The organism is Flavobacterium celericrescens (genome assembly GCF_011392075.1).
Taxonomy (GTDB): domain Bacteria; phylum Bacteroidota; class Bacteroidia; order Flavobacteriales; family Flavobacteriaceae; genus Flavobacterium; species Flavobacterium celericrescens.
In genome coordinates, this window is record NZ_JAAJBV010000003.1 from 53973 (window position 1) to 74707 (window position 20735).

The window sequence follows — 20735 nt, forward strand, 5'->3', positions numbered from 1 at the left end:
TTTTTTGTCATATGTTATCGCCTTTTTTTTTAATGGTGTTTGTTTACAACAAACTAGTTTTTCTATGGCGATTTCTAAATTAACAAATTATAAACTATCTTCGCTTTTGGTTTTAGAACGCAGATGACACTGATGTAACGGATTCACACTGATTTTCTATGTTAACTCTGAAAACTGAGACTGAAAACTGAACACTGAAAATGAATCTACTCGAAACTCCCATAGAATATCTCAAAGGCGTTGGTCCGCAGCGTGGCGATTTATTGCGCAAGGAGTTGGGCATTCATAAATATGCCGATTTACTGAATTTATTTCCAAATAGATACATTGATAGAACACGTTATTACAAAATAAACGAACTACAAAATAGCAATTCCGAAGTTCAAATTGTTGGAAAAATCATCAATATTAAAACCGTTGAACAAGGTAAAGGGAAATCGAGATTAGTAGCGACATTTGTAGATGATACCGGCCAAATGGAACTCGTATGGTTTCAAGGTCAAAAATGGATTCGTGAAAGTTTAAAAATCAATGTTCCGTATGTCATTTTTGGAAAAGTTACCCAATTTGGTGCCACTTACAACATGGCGCATCCCGAAATGGAATTATTGGAAGAACACAAAGCCAGTCTTCGTTCCGCCATGCAACCGGTTTATCCAAGTACGGAAAAATTAGCTAATAAAGGCATTTCGAACAAAGTCATCAATAAAATGATGCAACAATTGTTTGTGGAAACCCAAGCTTTGTTCTCTGAACATTTACCGAATTATCTTTTAGATGAATTAAAATTGATTCCTAAAAATGCTGCTTTATTCAACATTCACTTTCCAAAAAGTCAAGATTTATTAGCTAAAGCGCAATTTCGATTGAAGTTTGAGGAGTTGTTTTTCATTCAATTGCAATTGATTACGAAGAATCTTATTCGTAAACACAAAATCAAAGGAATGCCGTTTGAAAAAGTGGGAGAAAACTTCAATAATTTTTACAAAAATCATTTGCCTTTCGATTTAACGAATGCTCAAAAAAGAGTATTAAAAGAAATCCGAAACGACTTAGGAAGCAACGCCCAAATGAATCGTTTACTTCAAGGTGACGTAGGTTCTGGAAAAACTATTGTAGCTTTAATGTGTATGCTTTTGGCAAAAGATAATGGTTTTCAAAGTTGCTTAATGGCTCCAACCGAAATTCTAGCCAACCAACATTTTAACGGAATTTCAGAATTATCTAAAGAACTGAATATTAATATAAAAATACTAACTGGTTCAACTAAAACTTCAGATAGAAAAATTATCCACGAAGAGCTTGAAAACGGCACTTTAGATATTTTAATTGGAACGCATGCCTTGTTAGAAGACAAAGTCCAATTTCAAAGTTTAGGTTTAGCGATTATAGATGAGCAACACAGATTTGGTGTGGAACAACGTTCAAAACTGTGGGAAAAAGCCTCCCCTAACCCCTCCAGAAGAGGGGAAACGGAACGTGTAATACAAAAATACCAAACAGCACGTCCTTCAACCTATGCGCTTTTAAAGGAACTAAAAACTGAAAATAAAAAAAATAGCACCCAAGCAGAAAATGTTCTTTGGGAATATTTAAGAAATAAAAATCTAAAGTATAAATTTAGAAGACAGCATGTTATAGATATTTTCATTGCTGACTTTGTTTGTTTAGAAAAAAATCTAATAATTGAAGTTGACGGTGGTTATCACAATACTTTAGAACAAAGAGAAGCCGACGAATTACGTACTCAAATACTAAATGAAATTGGTTTTAAAGTTATTCGTTTCACCAATGAAGAAGTCATTAATAATACGGAAAACACATTAAATAAAATATCCGCAATCTTGGAAAGCCTCCCTTCTGGGGAGGTTGGTGGGGCTACTATTCCTCCTCATGTCTTAGTCATGACTGCGACTCCTATTCCTCGAACTTTAGCCATGAGTTTGTATGGTGATTTGGATATTTCAGTGATTGATGAATTACCTCCTGGTAGAAAACCCATTCAAACCGTACATCGCTATGATTCGAACCGATTGAAGGTTTGGAAATTCCTGAAAGATGAAATAGCAAAAGGTCGCCAAGTATATATTGTGTATCCGTTAATTCAAGAATCGGAAAAAATGGATTACAAGGATTTAATGGATGGTTATGAAAGTATTTCAAGAGATTTTCCTTTACCTCAATATTCTATTTCCATTGTTCACGGGAAAATGAAACCTGCTGATAAAGACGAAGAAATGCGTCGTTTTGCGGAAGGAAAAACCAACATTATGGTCGCAACTACGGTAATTGAAGTTGGTGTGAATGTACCCAATGCTTCCGTAATGGTAATTGAAAGTGCGGAACGTTTTGGTTTATCCCAATTACATCAATTACGTGGACGTGTAGGTCGTGGTGCTGAACAAAGTTATTGCATCTTAATGACAAGTCATAAGCTTAGTAACGATAGCAAAATCCGAATGGAAACGATGGTTCGTACGAATGATGGTTTCGAAATTTCTGAAGTTGATTTAAAATTGCGCGGTCCTGGAGATATCATGGGCAAACAACAAAGCGGTGTTTTAAATCTTCAAATTGCTGATTTGGTAAAAGACAAAGAAATTCTACAATTGGCGCGTCATCATGCTATCAAATTACTGAAAGACGATGCTCCTATGGAAAAACCAGAGCATGCCAAATTAAGAGAAGCATTTATAGAATTGAGCAAGAAAAAAACAATTTGGAACTACATTAGTTAGCTGAAATTTTTCAAAACTATTTCTTCTTAAACTTTTAAACAACTTAACATTTTAACTTCTTTCAACATTTGTATCTACAACATTGTTAAATAAATCGTAAGTTTTTCGCATTTTTGAATAGTAAAACCTAGCTTTGTACAAATCAAAGTTTAGCGTATTCAAAATGAAAATAAAAACCCTTACCCTAACAGTAATTACTCTTTCCCTACTGGGTTTAATCGGATATAGAATTATATCAAACAAAGCCGAAGCAGCAAAAAATGATAAAAAAGGGGACAAAAAACCACCTGTAATGGTTGATGCTATTATTGTAGCCGAAAAAGATTTTGCCAATGCTATTTCGTTATCAGGTGCAATAGAAGCCAATGAAAATGTCGAAATTAGAAGTGAAGTTTCGGGTATAGTAGAAAAAATCTATTTCACTGAAGGGACAAATGTAAGTAAAGGTCAGGTTTTAGTAAAAGTAAACGATATTGAATTACGCGCCCAACTATCGCAAGCGGTTACCAAACAAAATTTAGCCGCTGAAAACGAAAGAAGAGCAAAACTATTACTACAAAAGGAAGCCATCTCTCAAGAAGAATATGACATCGCTAGTGCCGAATATAGAAGTCTAAAGGCACAAACACAATTAATTCAAGCGCAGATAGCTAAAACAGCCATCAAAGCACCTTTTTCAGGTAAAATTGGATTACGCAATATTTCTCCAGGAACTTACGTAACACCTACCACTTTAATCACTAAATTAGTCAGTGCCAATCAACTGAAAATTAGCTTTTCAATTCCTGAAAAATATGCTTCTGAAGTGGAAAACAACTCGCCTATTCAATTTACAATACCGAATAACCCACAAAAATTTACAGCAAAAATTTATGCCATAGAACCTGAAATTGAAACTACCACACGTACGTTAAAAATCAGAGCGATTGCAGATAATCCAAATGGAAAACTATTAGCGGGAACCTTTGCTAACATTGAACTTCCACTTAAAAATATCAAAGGGGCAATTAGCATTCCTTCAGAAGCTGTAGTTCCTGTACAAGACGGTAAAGTAGTATATATTGCGAATAACGGCAAAGCCAAAGAAATTAAGATTGAAACCATCGCTAGAACGGATAAAGATGTAATCGTTACACAAGGCATCAAATCAGGTGACACTTTATTGACTTCTGGAGTGATGTCGCTAAAAGACGAAGCTGATATCAAAGTAAAAGTAAAATAAGCTATTCTAAATTCTAATTTCAAACTTCTAAATTTAAAATGAGTTTATCCACTTTAAGCATAAAAAGACCCGTATTTACTATAGTAATCAACTTATTGATTATTCTCTTTGGTATTTTAGGCTACAGTTATTTGGGCGTTCGTGAATTTCCTTCAATCGATCCTGCTCAAATTAATGTAAGAACCAACTACACGGGTGCCAATGCTGAAATTATCGAATCACAAATCACTGAACCGCTTGAAAAAGCAATTAACTCTATCGATGGAATTCGAAATATTACTTCCTCTAGCAACCAAGGTTCGAGCAACATTACCATCGAATTTAAACTTGAAAAAAACTTAGAAGAAGCCGCTAATGATGTACGCGACAAAGTATCGCAAGCAGTAAGAAGTTTACCACAAGATATTGATGCGCCACCCGTAGTAGCCAAAGCCGATGCAGATTCAGATGCTATCATTTCGATGACTGTGCAAAGTAATTCTAAAAATGCACTAGAGCTAAGTGATTATGCTGAAAATGTTATTTCAGAAAGAATACAAACCATTCCTGGAGTTAGTAGTGTTCAAATATGGGGGCAAAAACGATATGCCATGCGTATTTGGATGGACCCTATCAAATTAAATGCCTACGGAATCACTGTGGCCGATGTTCGAAAAGCTTTAGACCAACAAAATGTTGAATTACCTTCTGGAAAACTAACCGGTTCAAATACCGAATTAATGGTGAAAACCTTAGGGAATTTGTCTACTGAAAAAGAATTCAACGACATCATCATTGTTGCTAATGCAGAAAAAACGGTACGATTGAGCGATATCGGTTATGCTGTATTGGCTGCAGAAAACTTAGAAACCAAATTCACTGAATCTGGAAATCCTATGGTTGCTGTAGCAGTAATACCACAACCAGGAACCAACTATTTAGAAATTGCCGACCAGTTTTATAAAGAAATTGATAAACTTAAAAAAGATTTGCCAAGCGACATCAAACTAGATATTGCTTTAGACAACACATTGTTCATCAAAAAATCAGTGGTTGAGGTAGCCGAAACATTAGTTATTTCCATAATTTTAGTAATACTCATTATTTTTTTATTTTTTAGAGATTGGTCTATTGCATTCCGACCTTTAATTGACATACCTGTTTCTTTGATTGCTACCTTTTTCATCATGTATTTATGTGGCTTTTCAATTAATGTGCTAACACTTTTGGCTATCGTTTTAGCTACTGGATTAGTAGTAGATGACGGAATTGTAGTCACCGAAAACATCTTCAAAAAAGTAGAAGAAGGCATGTCGCCAATTGAAGCAGCTATCAAAGGTTCAAATGAAATTTTCTTTGCCGTAATTTCGATATCTATTACACTGGCCGCAGTGTTCTTACCTATTATATTCTTGGAAGGGTTTGTAGGAAGGCTATTCCGAGAATTTGGAGTGGTGATAGGTGCAGCCGTTCTAATATCAGCTTTTGTGTCGTTAACCTTAACCCCTATGCTGAATGCTTACTTGATGAAAGGTGGCGAACAAAAGAAAACTAAATTCTATACGTTTACCGAACCTTTCTTTGTCAATTTAAATAAAGGTTATGCTAATGCATTGACCAGCTTTTTACAAAAAAAATGGTTGAGTTTTCCAATTATCGCCGTATGTATTGGATTGATTGTATTGTTCTTTGCTATTTTACCCAAAGAAACGGCTCCTTATGACGACCGTAGTTTAGGTATTGTTAGCGTTACTACTCCCGAAGGTGCTACTTATGAATATACCGACAAGTTCATGGATGATTTATCCAAACTCATCAACGATTCTATTCCAGAGAAAAAAGTAGCCTTAGTAATTACCTCGCCAGGGTTTTTATCTTCTTCAGTAAACTCAGGAAGGGTTCGTTTGGCTTTAGTTGACCCAAGTGAAAGAGAAAGATCGCAAAAAGAAATTGTAGACGACTTAACCAAATGGACGAAGAAATACCCACAAGCAAAAGTTAATGTCTCAGAACAACCTACTATTTCTGTAAACAGACGCGGTGGATTACCAATTCAGTACATCATTCAAGCACCCAACTTTGAAAAACTTAGAGAAAAGATTCCGCAATTCATGGAAGAAGCAAGCAAAAACGAAACCTTCTCAAATGTGGATGTGAATTTAAAATTCAACAAGCCTGAAATTAACGTAACCATTAATCGTGAAAAAGCTGAAAGTATCGGTGTTTCTGTCTTAGATGTGGCACAAACATTACAATTATCGTTAAGTGGACAACGCTTTGGCTATTTCATGCAAAACGGAAAGCAATACCAAGTCATAGGTCAGTTTGACGAAAAAGACCGTGATGCTCCTTTGGATTTAACGTCTATGTTTGTAAAAAACAAAGCAGGCGAACTCATTCAATTAGACAATGTCGTCGAAGTCGAAGAACAAAGCAACCCGCCGCAGTTATTCCACAACAATAGATATATGTCGGCAACCGTTTCTGCAGGTTTAGCACCCGGAAAAAGTATGATTGATGGTATCAATGCTATGGACGAAATCAAAGAAAAAGTATTAGACGATAGCTTTACAACCGATTTAGGTGGCGAATCTAGAGACTTTATGGAAAGTAGTTCCAATACTTCTTTCGCTTTCGGATTGGCATTATTGTTAATTTATTTGATTCTAGCGGCACAATTTGAAAGTTTCATCGACCCGTTCATCATCATCTTAACTGTGCCTATGGCAGTAGCTGGAGCTTTATTCTCTTTGTGGTTATTTGGGCAAACATGGAATATCTTTAGTCAGATTGGAACTGTGATGCTGATTGGATTGGTAACCAAAAATGGTATTCTTATTGTGGAATTTGCCAATCAACTCCGTGAACAAGGAAAATCAAAATACGATGCTATATTGGAAGCTTCAGAAGCACGTTTGCGTCCTATATTAATGACCAGTTTAGCCATAGCGTTAGGTGCTTTACCAATTGCATTATCCCTTGGAGCAGCATCTGCTAGTAGAATGGGAATGGGAGTTGTAATTGTGGGAGGAACGATGTTTTCCTTAATTTTAACTTTATTTGTCATCCCAGCCTTTTATTTGATGTGGTCAAAAGCTAAAAAACATAGACCAGAGTTTGATAATTTAGACGCTTTAGAGAAATAATATTATGCAACATTTATATAAAATAGTATTCCTTTTCATCATCGGATTTTCATCGCAAGCACAGGATTTGCTTACCCTTGAAAATGCTGTAAAAATAGCTTTAGAAAACAACTATGACATCAAAATTGCACAAAACAATGCTAAGATAGATGCCACAAACAATAGCCTTGCCAATGCGGGTATGTTGCCTATTTTAACTGCTAATTTAACCAACAATAACAGCCAATTAAACACCAAACAAACCCAAGGTGATGGCACAGTAAGAGAATTAGACGGTGCTAAAAATATGAGTTTAACATATGGCGTAGGATTAGACTGGACTATCTTTGATGGGATGCGCATGTTTGCCAAAAAAGAACAACTAGACCTATTAGAACAACAAGGGAAAGCCGAACTACAAGCCGCTATGCTGACCAAAATCAGCGATGTGTACCTAACGTATTTTGACCTAGTACAACAACAGCAAGTTATTGCTTCAATTGATACCGCTATCGTAATTTCTAACCAACGCTTAACTACGGCACAAAATCGTTTTACAATTGGTAAAGCATCCAAATTAGAAGTATTAAATGCACAAGTTGACTTGAATAGTGATAAAAGTTTGTTGTTAAAACAAAAAGAACTATTTCGTACTACAAAAATCAAATTAAATGCATTACTCATTCGTGATGTGTTGACTGATTTTAAGGTAGCCAAAGAAATTACTTTAGAACAAAATATAGTGTTTGAAGATATAAAAGCAACAGCCCAAAAGCAAAACCCACAATTACAAGCACAAATACTTTCCAAAAAAGTAGCTGATTTAAACCTCAAGCAAGTCAAAGGCAACCGCTACCCAACAGTGCGTTTAACCTCTGGCTATAATTTCACCCGTTCGGAAGCTTCTTTAGGTTTTATAACCCAATCGTCAGGGCAAGGTTTTGTATATGGTATTACCGCTTCTGTGCCCATTTTTAATGGCTTTTTACAACACAAAAACGAAAAAGCAGCCCAATACCAAGTGGAAAACGCTGGTTTCCTTTTAGAACAACAAAAACTCGATTTAGAAACCCAATTGGCCACACTATACGCCAGTTATCAAACCAATTTAGCGCTTGTACAAGTAGAAGAAAAAAACCTAGAAATTGCCAAGCAAAACCTAGACATTACCCTTGCTAAATTCAAAATTGGCACCATAACCACCATTGAATTCAGAACCGCACAACAAAATTTTGTAGAAGCCTCCGTGCGCTATTCCAATGCACAATATGTAACCAAACTATCCGAAATCAACCTAAAAGAATTAGCAGGCACTTTAAAATTAAATTAATATAATTAGCTTTGGTAAAATGTTTAGTTGTTGAATTGTAAAATTGAATAAACAAAATCAACAATTCAACAACTAAACAATTCAACAACTAAACAATTCAACATTTAAACAATTAACAATAAATGGTACAATACAACCCAAAAGACTGGATTACATTTATCTTTCGTTTTCACGAATCAGACACCTTTCGTCAGTTGATTCCGATGATGATTTTTATTGGTTTATATGCATTAGGCATTGCTTATTTGGAATTAGAATATTGGAACCTTTCCGAAAAAAGCCATGTAAAAAACCTACCCATGATGCACACCACTGTAGGGTTTGTGCTTTCGTTGTTATTGGCATACCGCACCAATACTGCCTATGACCGTTGGTGGGAAGGTAGAAAACAATGGGGTGCCTTAGTGAATAACAGCCGTAACTTAGCCATTAAATTAGCCGCTTATTTAAAAGACGAACACGACAGAACCTACTTTCGAAAAGTGATTCCTGCTTATGCTTCAGTACTTTCCAAACATTTATTAAACGAAGAAGTAAGCAAAATGCTATTTGAGGGACTTGATTTAGAAATCGATCAGCACAAACACCGCCCTAATCAAGTGGCTAAAATGCTTTTTCACAAAGCTAATGACTTGTACCAATCTGAAAAAATAACGGGTGAGCAATTCTACATCATCAATGCCGAATTGCAATCGTTTACCGATATTTGTGGTGCTTGCGAACGTATTAAAAACACGCCTATTCCCTACTCTTACAGTTCATTTATCAAGAAGTTCATCTTCTTTTTTGTCATGACACTTCCTTTCGGATTTGTATTCAATTTAGGCTATTATGTTATTCCTGTAGTTGTCTTTATTTTCTATGTCCTTGCCAGTTTAGAACTCATCGCAGAAGAAATCGAAGACCCATTCGGAAACGACGCCAACGACTTACCCATGACAAAAATTGCTACCAATATTAAAAAACACGTGGAGGAGATTTTGTAAGAAGTATTTAATCAGTTAGTGTTAACTCAACAGCTAAAATGCCATAATTATTTAAGTAAGGTACTGGAGTATTTCCGCCGAAGATTTTTTCTTTTTGCCATACTCCATTTTTATAAGTCCAACTATTCATATTATTTTTAGCCGGTAGAAGACCTACTTTAGGCTCGTATAAACTCATTTCTTTTCTTTCCGTTGAATTGGGTATTGGAAAAGAAATTTTGTATTCATTTTCATCAATAATCAACCATTCAAAGCTCACAAAAAGTCCCTCTTCAGGGAAAATTATATTTAAATTAGACAAATCTATTTCAATGTTATTCTCTCCTTTTTTTGCAATACCAATTATATTTTGTTCATTTAAATTATGACTGGGTTTACCTGCGGCATCAATCGAATATAAACGGATATTAAATTTTGCTTTTTTTATTTCGCTATAGATTCGTAATTTAATTTTATCTAAAAAAGGCGTTTTTAAAGCTAAAGAATCAAAAGGAAAAAATCGAGCTTTAATTTCAGGATTATTATTAGCTGCATAATAAAAACCTATTTCAGAATCCTTAAATTTTCCAATTGTATTTTTAGTTTTCCCTTTTTTTGAAGCAATAATTACTTCTTTAAGTTCAACGACTTCTGGAATTAGTTCAATTATTGTTTGAATATCAGACATCTGTATTTTTTTACTTTCATAACCAACCGAAGATATTATAATTGTTTGTCCAATTGAATTGTCTATTATAAACTCCCCATTTTCATTAGCAGTAGTTCCAGTTTGGGTGTTCTCTACCCATATATTTGCAAAAGGTATTCCGAGCATTGTATTTGAATCAACAACTTTTAATTTTATTTGTCCTAAACCAATACTCGCTTTCAGAAGTAGTATATAAAGTAGTAATTTTTTCATCATATCATGTACAAAGTTATGTCGTCTTTTTTAGCATAAAACCATTAAAAGAATGGGAAAGCATTGTGAATAGTGGTCAGAATGGTCTCAATTTTGTTGTTTTGCCCATTCTATAATCTGAGGATATAGTTCTGCTACAGTTCTTTCAGGGTTATCTTTTTTAAGTTTAATCATTTCATCATTGAATTCTTTAAATTTGATGAATCCTCTTTTTTCTACATTCATTTTTACTCTTTCTTTAATGACATATTCAGCTGTCTCCCTATCGTAATTTTCTATGATCCAAATGCAAAAAACGGAATGCGTCATATATTCATTAAAAATGGATTGTGGATTATTATAAAAGCCATTTTTTTCATCAGACCAAATATTTGATTTGAAAACATTAGCAATATCTTTTTTATATTTATCACTAATTGGATTAACATAATTATGATCTATTTCAGTAAATACAATTCCTGAATATAATCCTTCTTTTTGTGTTTCGGTTAGATTTTTATTTGAATCATAACGATTTGCATCACAAACAAACATTACACTCTCACTATACCATGAATTATTGTTATTATCTCTACCAAAATATTTTTGTGTACTATGTGAACCACCAATTAATGGTGAAAAAATAACTTTGTAGGCATTATGTTTAATTGGAAATTCCTTCTCAAGCCAATGCTGCATATTTTTTAAAGGCAATAATTCGGATACTCTTTTTAAATCATCTGCATAGTATTTTTTATGTTTTTTATAAAATGTTCTGAAATTAGATTTATCTGAAAAATCTTGAACTAAAGGCAATAATTCGGTAAATAGATTTGAAAACCCTTGCCAATCAGCTCCAAAAACATAATTATAATTTTCTCCTTTTACGATAGTATCACCACTAAATTCATACATAAAACTATTTTCTCTAAATTCAAAATACTTTTGGGTATAATCATTTTCAGATTCAAAAATTAGTTTTTTAAAAATAGGATGGTTTAAATAAGGCTCAAAAAAACGTTGAACTTCTTTGTAATATTTTGTGTCTTTTTGAAGATTAGTAGCATTTTTTCCACTTGGAGATAATACCCAAATTATATTAGCAAGTTCATAGACTTCTGGTAAATCAAAGAAAATCTTCCCATGGTTCTCATCTATATATTCTTGTGAAAAATTTGATGAAGAAGCATTAAACCTAAAAGCAACAACGGCTGTTCCGTCTGGGGTTTTAACTGTTACATAACTTTTTCGCGCAAAAGGATAATTATCTCCTTTTATTGAAAGAGTATCTTTTCCTATAAAGGCAGTCATTATAATTCCTTTAGAAGTATTAGTCCCTGGACTTATTGTGTCATTTTTACTTAAATGAAGTTCAAATAGGTCTGGATAATTGGAGTATTGGTATTTTATTGTTTCAGAATCGGAATAGTAAACTTTAGAAATATTTTCTTTAACGTACTGTCCCGAAGCAAAATTTACAGATATAAGTACTATTATTAACTTTATTATTTTCATTTCATTAGTTTATTCTTAAATTCTTCTTGCTTCTCTACTATACACAACTAGTATTTATACTGCTATTTTTATTACAAAACGTTTAGCTTATAGATTTATTGCTACTTACTCTCAATATGAATTGCACGGCAGTAGGCATTAAACAAAACTAAAACTATCATCTGAAATGGTCACATCCCCTAATTCCAAGTTACTGGATATTCCATGTAATCCAAGAAACCATTGGTTTCATAGAGTATCGAATAGCCTTGCTTGGTCAAAATATAATGGCACACTTTTATTTCATTATTTCTTTTGGGAAATGTTAATAGCGCTGGGCATAACTTTGCTTTAGGTACTTTTTGTACTACCAATTCATAGTCTTTATCAATTTTCTTTTTTGTAAAAAGACCTAGAGAAGCGTCATTCACAAATCGAGCAATTTTTATATCCTGTAAGGCATACGTATCTATTTTATAGGGAATACCCTCATACTCCGCACAATTTGCATTCATTGTCGTACTAATCGAAATACTATCGGTTGTAATGTTCTTAATTACACCACTGCGGTACCGTTTACCATTGGCAAACTCCAAATCATAAATAGCTTCCATACGAATCACAAAACCAGCGTTACCTACACCCCAACTTGTAGCATAGTCCAACGTTTTACCTTTCTTTTGCACTACCAAAATATTGCCCTCTTCATAACGGCAATCATAATGTTTTCGATATTCCGCTTCTCCTGGAATGGTATCATTTTGTGCATACATACCACAACTCCATAGTAACACAAAAATTAAAACTATTTTTTTCATAAATAATAAATTAAAATTATATTGATTTTGTCATTCCGCCGAATAGGAATCTCCTACAAGTAGGCATCCGCTTAACGCAGTAAAGCCATCCCCCTTATCCCTATTCCCTTATCCCTATTCCCTTTTCACTTTTCACTTCTCACTTCTCACTCTTCACTTTTTACTTGGCTCTTTTTACTTGGCTCTTTTTACTTAGCTCTTTTTACTTAGCTCTTTTTACTTAGCTCTTTTTACTTAGCTCTTTTTACTTAGCTCTTTTTACTTGGCTCTTTTTACTTGACTCTTTTTACTTGGCTCTCTTTACTTGGCTCTTCTCACTTCTCCCCCCTCACTTCTCCAAATAATACCAAGGAATCCCCAACAATCCCTCTTTATAATCCACAACAACCTGATCATGAATGTGATACAAGTCATACTCAGAAGAAGAAACACGAATATTCTCCGCATCATAATGATGTCCCCAAGGCTTTACTTTTACATAATAAGAGCGACCTCCTTTTCTACTTCTACTGATATGCTTGTCAATTACTTCCGTTTCATACACTTTAGGCTCCGAATTGTCAAAAGTGCAATTCACTGCAACCACTGCACTGTAACTGTACACAAAAAAACTAAAAACAATCGAACCATAAATCCAACTCTTATCTTTATTGGAATCAGAAATTTGCTGATGTGTCACTAACAAAAACAAACAAATGCCTACCAAAGCAACTGTGCCCGCTGTAAGAATAGCTATAAAAGAATCGGTTTCATAATCCATTAATACCCGCAATACAATAGCCCAAGCTGGAACATCTATAAAATCCGCCACATCATATTTCTCTTTTGCCGAATAATCTACTTCTACTAACGACGCTATACTAGGCTTGTGCAACCCATTTAAAAACATCCCCACAAAAGGAAGCAACAACAAGGCTACCAACAAAATTTCATAAGGCTTCGGATAAAACACAAACCACAAACTCAAGCCCAGTGCCACATACTCCAACCAATCGAGTTGATGGAGGGTGTAGACTTTTGAAGTGGTATTTTTTAGGGTTTTGTTGGTTTTGATGGTTCTCATTTTTTATTTTTTTTCATACTAAACTCATTTCAGCATCATTAAGCAAAATAATTGTTAGCGATAGTTTTTAATTAATTCACCATATTTTTCTATGTAAGTTCTAAACATTTCTGCCCTTGTTGACAGATGAAAAATTTCATTACCATTTTGAACTAACTTTTCAGGTGCTTTTCCATTACAAAAGTGACCAGCCGAGAATAATGCATTATAAATTATTTCAAAATTCTTATTAGCTATATTTTCATTTTCAAATTCGTAAACTGTAATCATAAAATCAGGATATACATTTTTCATGGGACTATTCTTTTCTGGAACTAAACTCTTAGCAAAATAGTTTCTAATTCCATCCCCTTTAACTAAGATTATTGTATTCTCTTCACAGTTATTATAACTATTCTGCTTTATACTTTCATTTTTTTCAAACCTAAATTTTGATTTTAAAAGTTTATTCTCAATTTCACTAATTAATTTTTGGTTATCATTACTATTTTTTGTGAATATTGTGTCATATTCTGTTTCATTATTGGGCATGTTTTCTATACCAAAGTCGTTCTTTTTGATAGATTCATTTTCTGATTTCTTGTCGATATTTTCACAAGAGAAAAAGGAAAAAATTAAAAGTGAAATTATATAAAATTTATTCATTTCAAGTACTGTTTTTGGGTGGTAATAAAAGATACTAATACCATTTTAGCTAAAGTTGTTTCACAATATCAATTAGCCAACTACAAAAACAATCTTCACAATAGTCACTCATTTGGCATTTGATATATAAAATTGGAAACAAAAATAGCAGCAAAAAAGGGATGTTTGTTGCAGCTACTTTATATTGTTTTCTTTTAATTCTAACTACTAAATCTATAAGTAGGCCAACCGTCATTAAAAAAAGGATTATAAATAATAATATGGCTATTCCTAATCCAGCATCTGTAGGATGTTCCCTCCTACTATTAGATTCAAATGAAATTTGTGCAAAAAAATACAATCCCAAAAGAGGCAATCCAGTAATTAATAATCTTTTTAAAAAGCTTTTAAAAATTTCCATTCACTTCTATATTTATGAATAAACTAATTCATTTAATTTTTAAATAGCACTCCATTTTCGCCAATATAATAATAGTGATTAGTAGTAGTATTTTGAACCAATACAATTACAAAATCATTATCTAATTCAATAGCTGTTTTTATTTTATTAAAATCAGAAAAAACTACTTTATTGGTTGATAAAAAGAACACACCAGTTTCAGAATTACGAATGACTTCTAAATAATGATACTCTTTTTTAATAGTTTCATAATTAGCCTCAAGTAACACATTTCCATAACCATCAATTAATCCTTTTTTATCATTATCTTCTATTAGTAAATAATGTGTTTTTCCTCTTTTAAAATCGTATGCATTGAAAAAATAATCTAATTTTTTGAATTTAGGCATAAATCCGATTTTTTCCTTAAAATCCCAAAAGCCATAAATATTTTTTTTTCTCAAAAGAAATAAATTACTTTCATATCGAATAGGAATCTTCTCTTCAAAATCTTTTGAATTATCATCTAATACATAACTAGGTAAATTACTTTTTGCTGTTTCTATACTACCCACTGTCTGAAAAACTTCACTATTCGGATTTTCATATGAAACTGTAAAAAGATATTCCGTAACCTTTTCATTACTCACACGCCAACGGCATTTTTTGGTACTTTCATCTTCATCAACAAAAACAATTTGGTCATAAACCACCGGAATAACTATTTTACCATTTACATCAGCCAAACCTATCTTTTTATTTTTTTTTAGAATAAAGGAAAAATTAACCACTTCATCTAACCAATCATATTCAAAAGGGATTATCACTCGATTATCATTCGATACCAAACCTGATTTCCCAGCCTCATTGATGGCAATAAAGTGAAAGGTTTCATCTACATTCTTTACATATTGATACGTTGGAGGCAATAATTGTTTGTTCTGTGCATCAATTACCCCAATTTTTTTATTTTGATATACGTAAGCAAATGTTAAATCCTTTAATCCAATAGAAGTTCGTTTAAAAAAACCAACACTATCATAAACAGGTTGAATCATCAATTTCCCATCTCTATTGCTATAACCCCATTTAGAATTTGAAACAAAGGGAATTAATTCACTATTTTGAGAGTAAGTATAAGCCGTTGATAATAAAAGAACAAGAAGAATTATCTTTTTCATTATTTTTCAAGTTTAAATTTATATGTTCCTAATTCAATTTCGCTTGTATACTCTTGCATTTCAAGATCTTTAGTCAAAGTAATTCGTTTTGAAACAAACCCGTTTGAAATTATTTGATTTGTAAAATCGGGAAAATCTACATCATTTTTTTCTATTAAATGCAATTTAAATTCATACTCATCCCCAGCAATTAATTGAGTAATATTTGATTTCTTAGCATTTATCTTTTCTTTTAAAATATAGCAATCTTGAAAATCAATTAGCTTTCCATTCTCCATAAATAATTTGTCGTTATTATGAGTTCCTTCTATTATTTGACCCAAATTTTTATTACTGTAAATAAAAGATATTCCCTCAGAATTAGGCTCGTCAAAAATTTGTAAGGAAACAGAATTGTCTTTATTAGAGTAAACCAGAGTATTGGTTTCAAAAACCATTTTACCTTTACTGTCTTTAAGTGAAATCTTTGACGAAATTTTATAATTAAATAACAAATCAATTTTTTCACCATTTGCAACAAACGGTTTTTCTCTTTGTTTCTTTTCGTCTACACAAGATAGTAATGAATCTTTCGGTTCTTTAAAACCAACTAAAACATCACTTAAATTGCTTTTAACATTACTGTAAGTATCCTCTTTAAAATTAGACATATCCAATTCGATACCCAATATTGAAACCGCTATAATGGTATTGCCCTTTGGTAAATTTTGAAGCAATCCCATAGCATTCAAATAGCCTTCAAAACCTGTTCCTGTTCTAGCTCCAGGTGCCACCCATAGTTTAATATCTAAAACATCATTATCAAAAGCATATAAAGTAGCTTGTTGACCAAATAGTGATTTTGATGTAGTGGTTTTGTAAAATCCGCCTTTGGGAAACGCTTCTTTAAAGGTTAAATAGGATAATTTGTGTTGCGAACGAATAACAACAGTATTAAAAGCTTTAAAGTAAGCTAATACTTTACCTGTTTTATTTCCATATAGTAAACGATTAAAAACAAAATAATTACCATTATCTAAGCTAGAAAACTTTATTTTTATTTTACTATCGTCACTATTATTTGATTTACTTTCATCAGCTAAATAAAGACGATCAATATTTATACTATACCCTTTATTTTGAGCGTAAAATAAACTAACACAGAAAAACAATAAGCAAGAGAGAATTTTTTTAATTTGTTTCATTTTTTGTGTTAAAAATTATTTATAAATACGAATAGGTTCATTTTTTATTTCTTGTCATACTGTACTTGTTTATGCACCTCTTAATCACCTAATTATTAGATAAACAAACGCAAAAAGATTCGCTCACCATTGGAAGATAACGGATACAAGAAAAGAAATACAATGCTTTTTTACATAATTAGAAAGTGTAAGAAAAGTTCCTCGAATATAATAAAAATTATAAAACTCAAAACTTAAAACCAATCTTATAATCAATATTCTTTTGATTAATGTCAAGCTGCTATTCTGATAAAGTAAAAACTTAGGTGCTGCGAAACTAGATTTCCTAACCTTAGACAACCGCTTTACGTAGTTAAAGCCTGTCATTCCGAGATTAAGAGGAATCTCCTAACCTTAGGCCAACGCTTTACGAAGTAAAGCCAACAACCTATAACAAAAAAGAGGCCTAGGCCTCTTTCCTCATTTCACAATCGCTTGCAAATAAAAATTTATCATTGCTCCCACCTCCTCTATTGTGTCTAAGACTAACACCTCCTTGCACCTGCCAATTCTTTTTCAAATACTCGTTTATTTGCTGCTCTAAATCTTAAATAGAAATTCCTTCGATTACTTTATATTCTTTCAAAATTAATTTATTGGTTTTAAATTTTTTAAATACTCATAAAATTCCATAGACCAAACTATTTTATACTCGTAAGCTATGGGATTAAAAACTTTGTAAGCGATTAAGTGACTTTTCTTAAAATACAAATTCTCTAGTAATAGCACTTTTTCCTTAACATTTTTAAATTCTGGATGTTGGTAAGGAAAAGTTAACCCCACATCTTCTGGGCGAATAAAGAAATTGGAATTTCTAAAACCCAACACATTTTTAAAAAAAGGATGCGCAAATTTCTCATGTAATCGAATCGTATTTTTCCAATGAAAGGGCAAAGGCTCTTTATTAATGATTTTCTTCATAAAAGGAATAGTTTTATGACTTTCTAAAAGAGGAAACTCATACACGTCAACCAACTGTAACTCTCTTTCAATATAATGCAATTGCAATTCATTATCGTAATTTTGATTAAAATTGAAACCTAATATCATATCTTCATTGATATAGAGTTTAGACAAAACTTCGCCCGATAAATTTTCCGGATTCACAACCCAACGCTTTCTCTTTTTACTATTTGCTTCTTTGTCAGATTCATAAAATGGAAATTGAGAAACAAGGTTAACAATTTCTTCATTGGTTTTGCCTTCAATATCAAAAGCTTTTATATTTAGTTTGTTCATAATTTCTCTTTATTCTTAAACTGATTTGGATTTAGTTGTGTACCACGATTACCTTGATTTTGGTCGTATTGCTTGTTAGTTCCTTTTGAACCTTTGTTTGCATTTTGCATGTTAGCTTGATTTTGCTGTTGTGTGATTTTCTTTGCCATAATAAATTATTTTTTAGATTTTGAAACATTCCCTCTACCCTTGCCAGAAGGATTACCTGTTGTGCTAGGATAAAGTGGATTTTTTGTTACACTTGGTTTTGTTGCACTGCTTGATTTTGAACCTGATTTTGAATTACTCATAATAACGATTATTAAAAAAATACCTACTCTATCCGCTTTTCGGTTTCCGCGTTTTCTGTTATGCTACCTCTTGTTTATTTTTCCAATCATAGAGACCACCACGTTCTTCGAATTTTAATACATCATAATTCATCTGTTGCAAAGCATTTTCACATCCCACTTCAAGAATAGGATTGCTGTAGTAGTGTTTGCCGGTTGCATTATTAAAAAAGCGTCCTGCTGGATCTACCATAACATAACTTCCTTTCATTTGGGTATTGGTTTCAGGAACCGATACAATTTTATTATTTGCCTTTGTTCTATTATTCTCTAGAAATTGATTGAAATCATTCTCAGAAATTAAAAATCCGTTGACTTTCAAATCATTTTGACCAGTTATAGGTAAAACCTGAAAGATTTTCCAACGACTTGGCTGTGCATATTCGATAAAGTCAATTAGTTTTTCATTATAATTTTCTGCACTTACCACCGTATTGATTTTCAGTTTATAGCCATACGATTTTATTTTATCTACAATCCTGTAATATTCCGTTTCTGTAATGTTTTTTTTTCCTGATACAGCTCTTCCCGTTTTCAAATTGGTAGTAGTAACTAAACTATCAACACTCAATGTTATCCAATCTAAATGCAGCTTATTATTTTCGAGAAAGGCATCTGTTAGATTCGTACCATTAGTTACAATCATAGTAGTCATTCCCGCTTTTTTTGCGGTTGCAATTAAATCGGAAAGCCATGGACAAAGTGTGGGTTCACCACCTGCGAAAGTTATCTTTTGAAAGCCTGATTGTGCTAAAGCAACAACCACTTCAATAGCTTGTTCTTTAGGTAAATGCCCTTTCGGCAAAACAGTTTTTTTAACGTCTTGAAAAGTGGCGAAACAAAAGTGGCAACGCATGTTACATGGTTCCCATAAATGAAAATTTACTGCTGGTATCATTTGGTTTTATAATTTTATACACCAAATTTGCCAAGAAAAAAAAAGCTGATATAATGTAGAATCATATCAGCTTATGGTAAAGAATAAAAGCGGTATTTTGAGCAATGAAAGCGGTTATTTTTTCAACGATTTTAAAATCGATTGGTAATTTTCCGAAACAGGCAATTTTTTAGTTTCTAATTTTCCCGAAACAGAGAAAACTTCAACCTCAACATATTCCTCTTTTTTATTGTAGTGTTTAATATGATTCACATTCACACGAAACGATTTATGAATAGTAACAAAATGCGATTTCAACAAACCTTTTTCTTCCATCTTAGAAAATGAAAAATCAATCAAACTTTCTGATTTTCTATTGGAAAAATAAATTTGCTTATTATTTGATTCAGAGCCACTGGCTTTGTCAGCTGCTAAGTACACAATAGAATCAACTGCTAGTTTGATACGTTTCTGCTTACCTAAATCAAGCGTTACATGATTTTGATTACTAAAAAACGTAACCTCTTGTAAAAATCGAGATAATGTCTTTTGAAACTCTTGCTCTGTAAAGGGTTTCGTAATATGATCTACGCACAACGATTCCTCACGCTTTAAACGTTCCATTTCCTTAACATATTCAGGCGTATTGCTACTGGCAAACAATACGGGCAATTTCAATTCATGAGCCACTTCCATTCCTGTCATATAGGAATCGCCTAAATTCAAATCTAAAATCAAAATATCAGGCTTAGACAACTTAACCTCCTGTAAAAAAGTCTTTGCCGCTAAAGAAGCGGTAACCACTTCCACAGGTAAAGCATTTAAAAATCTTTGATTTCTTTCCAATTGTTCCGGATTGTCGTCTAAAAGAGCTATTTTCATTTTATATTCTATATTATTTTATAAACATTCAATATTAAATTCATTTTCCCAGTCAATCCCTATTTTGTTAGGCAGAACCTGACGAAGTGTCCTACACTGTAAGCTTTTGCTTCACGCAGTCAAAGCTGTCATTCTGAACTCGTTTCAGAATCTCCTACAAAGTAGGCATCACTTCACGCAGCACAAGCCTGTCATTCCGCCGAATAGGAATCTCCTACACAGTAGGCATCGCTTCACGCAGCACAAGCCTGTCATTCCGCAGATTAGGAATCTCCTACAAGTAGGCATCCGCTTTACGCAGTAAAGCCATCCCCTTATCCCTATTCCCTTTTCACTTCTCACTCC

At 32.9% G+C, this 20735-nt stretch carries 18 protein-coding genes; 5 read left to right on the plus strand and 13 right to left on the minus strand.

All coding sequences use genetic code 11. The annotated features are described in order from the left end of the window. Positions 1-200 precede the first annotated feature (200 nt). The 5 genes from G4L40_RS05065 to G4L40_RS05085 all read left to right on the plus strand — a co-directional run bounded on the left by G4L40_RS05065 (position 201) and on the right by G4L40_RS05085 (position 9380). On the plus strand, positions 201-2738 hold the full coding sequence (locus G4L40_RS05065; RefSeq protein WP_394367763.1) for a DUF559 domain-containing protein: 2538 nt from the start codon (positions 201-203) through the stop codon (positions 2736-2738). A 163-nt stretch (positions 2739-2901) separates the two neighbouring features. Continuing rightward, complete coding sequence (locus G4L40_RS05070) at positions 2902-3960, plus strand: efflux RND transporter periplasmic adaptor subunit (RefSeq protein WP_166236071.1); 1059 nt, start codon at positions 2902-2904, stop codon at positions 3958-3960. A 38-nt stretch (positions 3961-3998) separates the two neighbouring features. After that, on the plus strand, positions 3999-7085 hold the full coding sequence (locus G4L40_RS05075; protein WP_166236072.1) for an efflux RND transporter permease subunit: 3087 nt from the start codon (positions 3999-4001) through the stop codon (positions 7083-7085). Between the two features lie 4 nt (positions 7086-7089). Further along, entirely contained in the window at positions 7090-8394 is a 1305-nt protein-coding gene (locus tag G4L40_RS05080; RefSeq protein WP_166236073.1) for a TolC family protein, read from the plus strand. Positions 8395-8516: 122 nt separating this feature from the next. After that, positions 8517-9380 carry a bestrophin family protein gene (locus G4L40_RS05085; RefSeq protein ID WP_166236074.1) on the plus strand — a complete coding sequence of 288 codons (864 nt, stop codon included), beginning with the start codon at positions 8517-8519 and terminating at the stop codon, positions 9378-9380. Positions 9381-9387: 7 nt separating this feature from the next. On the opposite strand, the gene G4L40_RS05090 is transcribed toward G4L40_RS05085, so the two are convergent. From G4L40_RS05090 to G4L40_RS05145, 13 genes are all read right to left on the minus strand, one after another. Then, positions 9388-10284: a carboxypeptidase-like regulatory domain-containing protein gene (locus G4L40_RS05090; RefSeq protein ID WP_166236075.1), complete on the minus strand. Its 897-nt coding sequence runs from the start codon at positions 10282-10284 to the stop codon at positions 9388-9390. Between the two features lie 84 nt (positions 10285-10368). Further along, positions 10369-11775, minus strand: a complete 1407-nt coding sequence (locus G4L40_RS05095; protein ID WP_166236076.1) for a DUF4932 domain-containing protein — start codon at positions 11773-11775, stop codon at positions 10369-10371. 179 nt (positions 11776-11954) lie between these two features. Continuing rightward, positions 11955-12572 (minus strand): hypothetical protein, encoded by a 618-nt coding sequence (locus G4L40_RS05100; RefSeq protein WP_235922597.1) that lies wholly within the window; start codon positions 12570-12572, stop codon positions 11955-11957. Positions 12573-12900: 328 nt separating this feature from the next. Then, a complete protein-coding gene (locus tag G4L40_RS05105; protein WP_166236077.1) occupies positions 12901-13635 on the minus strand; it encodes a hypothetical protein in 735 nt (244 codons plus the stop codon). 54 nt (positions 13636-13689) lie between these two features. Further along, positions 13690-14280, minus strand: coding sequence for a hypothetical protein (locus tag G4L40_RS05110; protein WP_166236078.1), 591 nt, complete (start codon positions 14278-14280; stop codon positions 13690-13692). A 49-nt stretch (positions 14281-14329) separates the two neighbouring features. Further along, positions 14330-14680: a hypothetical protein gene (locus G4L40_RS05115; RefSeq protein ID WP_166236079.1), complete on the minus strand. Its 351-nt coding sequence runs from the start codon at positions 14678-14680 to the stop codon at positions 14330-14332. A gap of 32 nt (positions 14681-14712) precedes the next feature. After that, a complete protein-coding gene (locus G4L40_RS05120) occupies positions 14713-15840 on the minus strand; it encodes a WG repeat-containing protein (protein ID WP_166236080.1) in 1128 nt (375 codons plus the stop codon). Next, complete coding sequence (locus G4L40_RS05125; RefSeq protein WP_166236081.1) at positions 15840-17024, minus strand: hypothetical protein; 1185 nt, start codon at positions 17022-17024, stop codon at positions 15840-15842. Before G4L40_RS05125 ends, G4L40_RS05120 begins: the two co-directional genes overlap by 1 nt. Positions 17025-17651: 627 nt before the next feature. After that, the gene (locus tag G4L40_RS05130; protein ID WP_166236082.1) at positions 17652-18302 is read right to left on the minus strand and encodes a hypothetical protein; all 651 of its coding nucleotides are present in this window, start codon (positions 18300-18302) and stop codon (positions 17652-17654) included. Continuing rightward, entirely contained in the window at positions 18299-18451 is a 153-nt protein-coding gene (locus tag G4L40_RS05135; RefSeq protein ID WP_166236083.1) for a hypothetical protein, read from the minus strand. The genes G4L40_RS05130 and G4L40_RS05135 overlap by 4 nt, the downstream gene beginning before the upstream one ends. A 6-nt stretch (positions 18452-18457) precedes the next feature. Continuing rightward, positions 18458-18592 (minus strand): hypothetical protein, encoded by a 135-nt coding sequence (locus tag G4L40_RS13080; RefSeq protein WP_262886057.1) that lies wholly within the window; start codon positions 18590-18592, stop codon positions 18458-18460. A gap of 58 nt (positions 18593-18650) precedes the next feature. Continuing rightward, positions 18651-19529, minus strand: a complete 879-nt coding sequence (locus tag G4L40_RS05140; protein ID WP_166236084.1) for a viperin family antiviral radical SAM protein — start codon at positions 19527-19529, stop codon at positions 18651-18653. 114 nt (positions 19530-19643) lie between these two features. Continuing rightward, positions 19644-20390, minus strand: coding sequence for a LytR/AlgR family response regulator transcription factor (locus G4L40_RS05145; protein ID WP_166236085.1), 747 nt, complete (start codon positions 20388-20390; stop codon positions 19644-19646). Between the last annotated feature and the right edge of the window lie 345 nt (positions 20391-20735).

Excerpts from the sequence above, each read along its gene's own strand:
- G4L40_RS05065 (WP_394367763.1), top strand. The coding sequence starts at position 201 with ATGAATCTACTCGAAACTCCCATAGAATATCTCAAAGGCGTTGGTCCG.
- G4L40_RS05070 (WP_166236071.1), top strand. The coding sequence starts at position 2,902 with ATGAAAATAAAAACCCTTACCCTAACAGTAATTACTCTTTCCCTACTG.
- G4L40_RS05075 (WP_166236072.1), top strand. The coding sequence starts at position 3,999 with ATGAGTTTATCCACTTTAAGCATAAAAAGACCCGTATTTACTATAGTA.
- G4L40_RS05080 (WP_166236073.1), top strand. The coding sequence starts at position 7,090 with ATGCAACATTTATATAAAATAGTATTCCTTTTCATCATCGGATTTTCA.
- G4L40_RS05085 (WP_166236074.1), top strand. The coding sequence starts at position 8,517 with ATGGTACAATACAACCCAAAAGACTGGATTACATTTATCTTTCGTTTT.
- G4L40_RS05090 (WP_166236075.1), bottom strand. The coding sequence starts at position 10,284 with ATGATGAAAAAATTACTACTTTATATACTACTTCTGAAAGCGAGTATT.
- G4L40_RS05095 (WP_166236076.1), bottom strand. The coding sequence starts at position 11,775 with ATGAAAATAATAAAGTTAATAATAGTACTTATATCTGTAAATTTTGCT.
- G4L40_RS05100 (WP_235922597.1), bottom strand. The coding sequence starts at position 12,572 with ATGAAAAAAATAGTTTTAATTTTTGTGTTACTATGGAGTTGTGGTATG.
- G4L40_RS05105 (WP_166236077.1), bottom strand. The coding sequence starts at position 13,635 with ATGAGAACCATCAAAACCAACAAAACCCTAAAAAATACCACTTCAAAA.
- G4L40_RS05110 (WP_166236078.1), bottom strand. The coding sequence starts at position 14,280 with ATGAATAAATTTTATATAATTTCACTTTTAATTTTTTCCTTTTTCTCT.
- G4L40_RS05115 (WP_166236079.1), bottom strand. The coding sequence starts at position 14,680 with ATGGAAATTTTTAAAAGCTTTTTAAAAAGATTATTAATTACTGGATTG.
- G4L40_RS05120 (WP_166236080.1), bottom strand. The coding sequence starts at position 15,840 with ATGAAAAAGATAATTCTTCTTGTTCTTTTATTATCAACGGCTTATACT.
- G4L40_RS05125 (WP_166236081.1), bottom strand. The coding sequence starts at position 17,024 with ATGAAACAAATTAAAAAAATTCTCTCTTGCTTATTGTTTTTCTGTGTT.
- G4L40_RS05130 (WP_166236082.1), bottom strand. The coding sequence starts at position 18,302 with ATGAACAAACTAAATATAAAAGCTTTTGATATTGAAGGCAAAACCAAT.
- G4L40_RS05135 (WP_166236083.1), bottom strand. The coding sequence starts at position 18,451 with ATGGCAAAGAAAATCACACAACAGCAAAATCAAGCTAACATGCAAAAT.
- G4L40_RS13080 (WP_262886057.1), bottom strand. The coding sequence starts at position 18,592 with ATGAGTAATTCAAAATCAGGTTCAAAATCAAGCAGTGCAACAAAACCA.
- G4L40_RS05140 (WP_166236084.1), bottom strand. The coding sequence starts at position 19,529 with ATGATACCAGCAGTAAATTTTCATTTATGGGAACCATGTAACATGCGT.
- G4L40_RS05145 (WP_166236085.1), bottom strand. The coding sequence starts at position 20,390 with ATGAAAATAGCTCTTTTAGACGACAATCCGGAACAATTGGAAAGAAAT.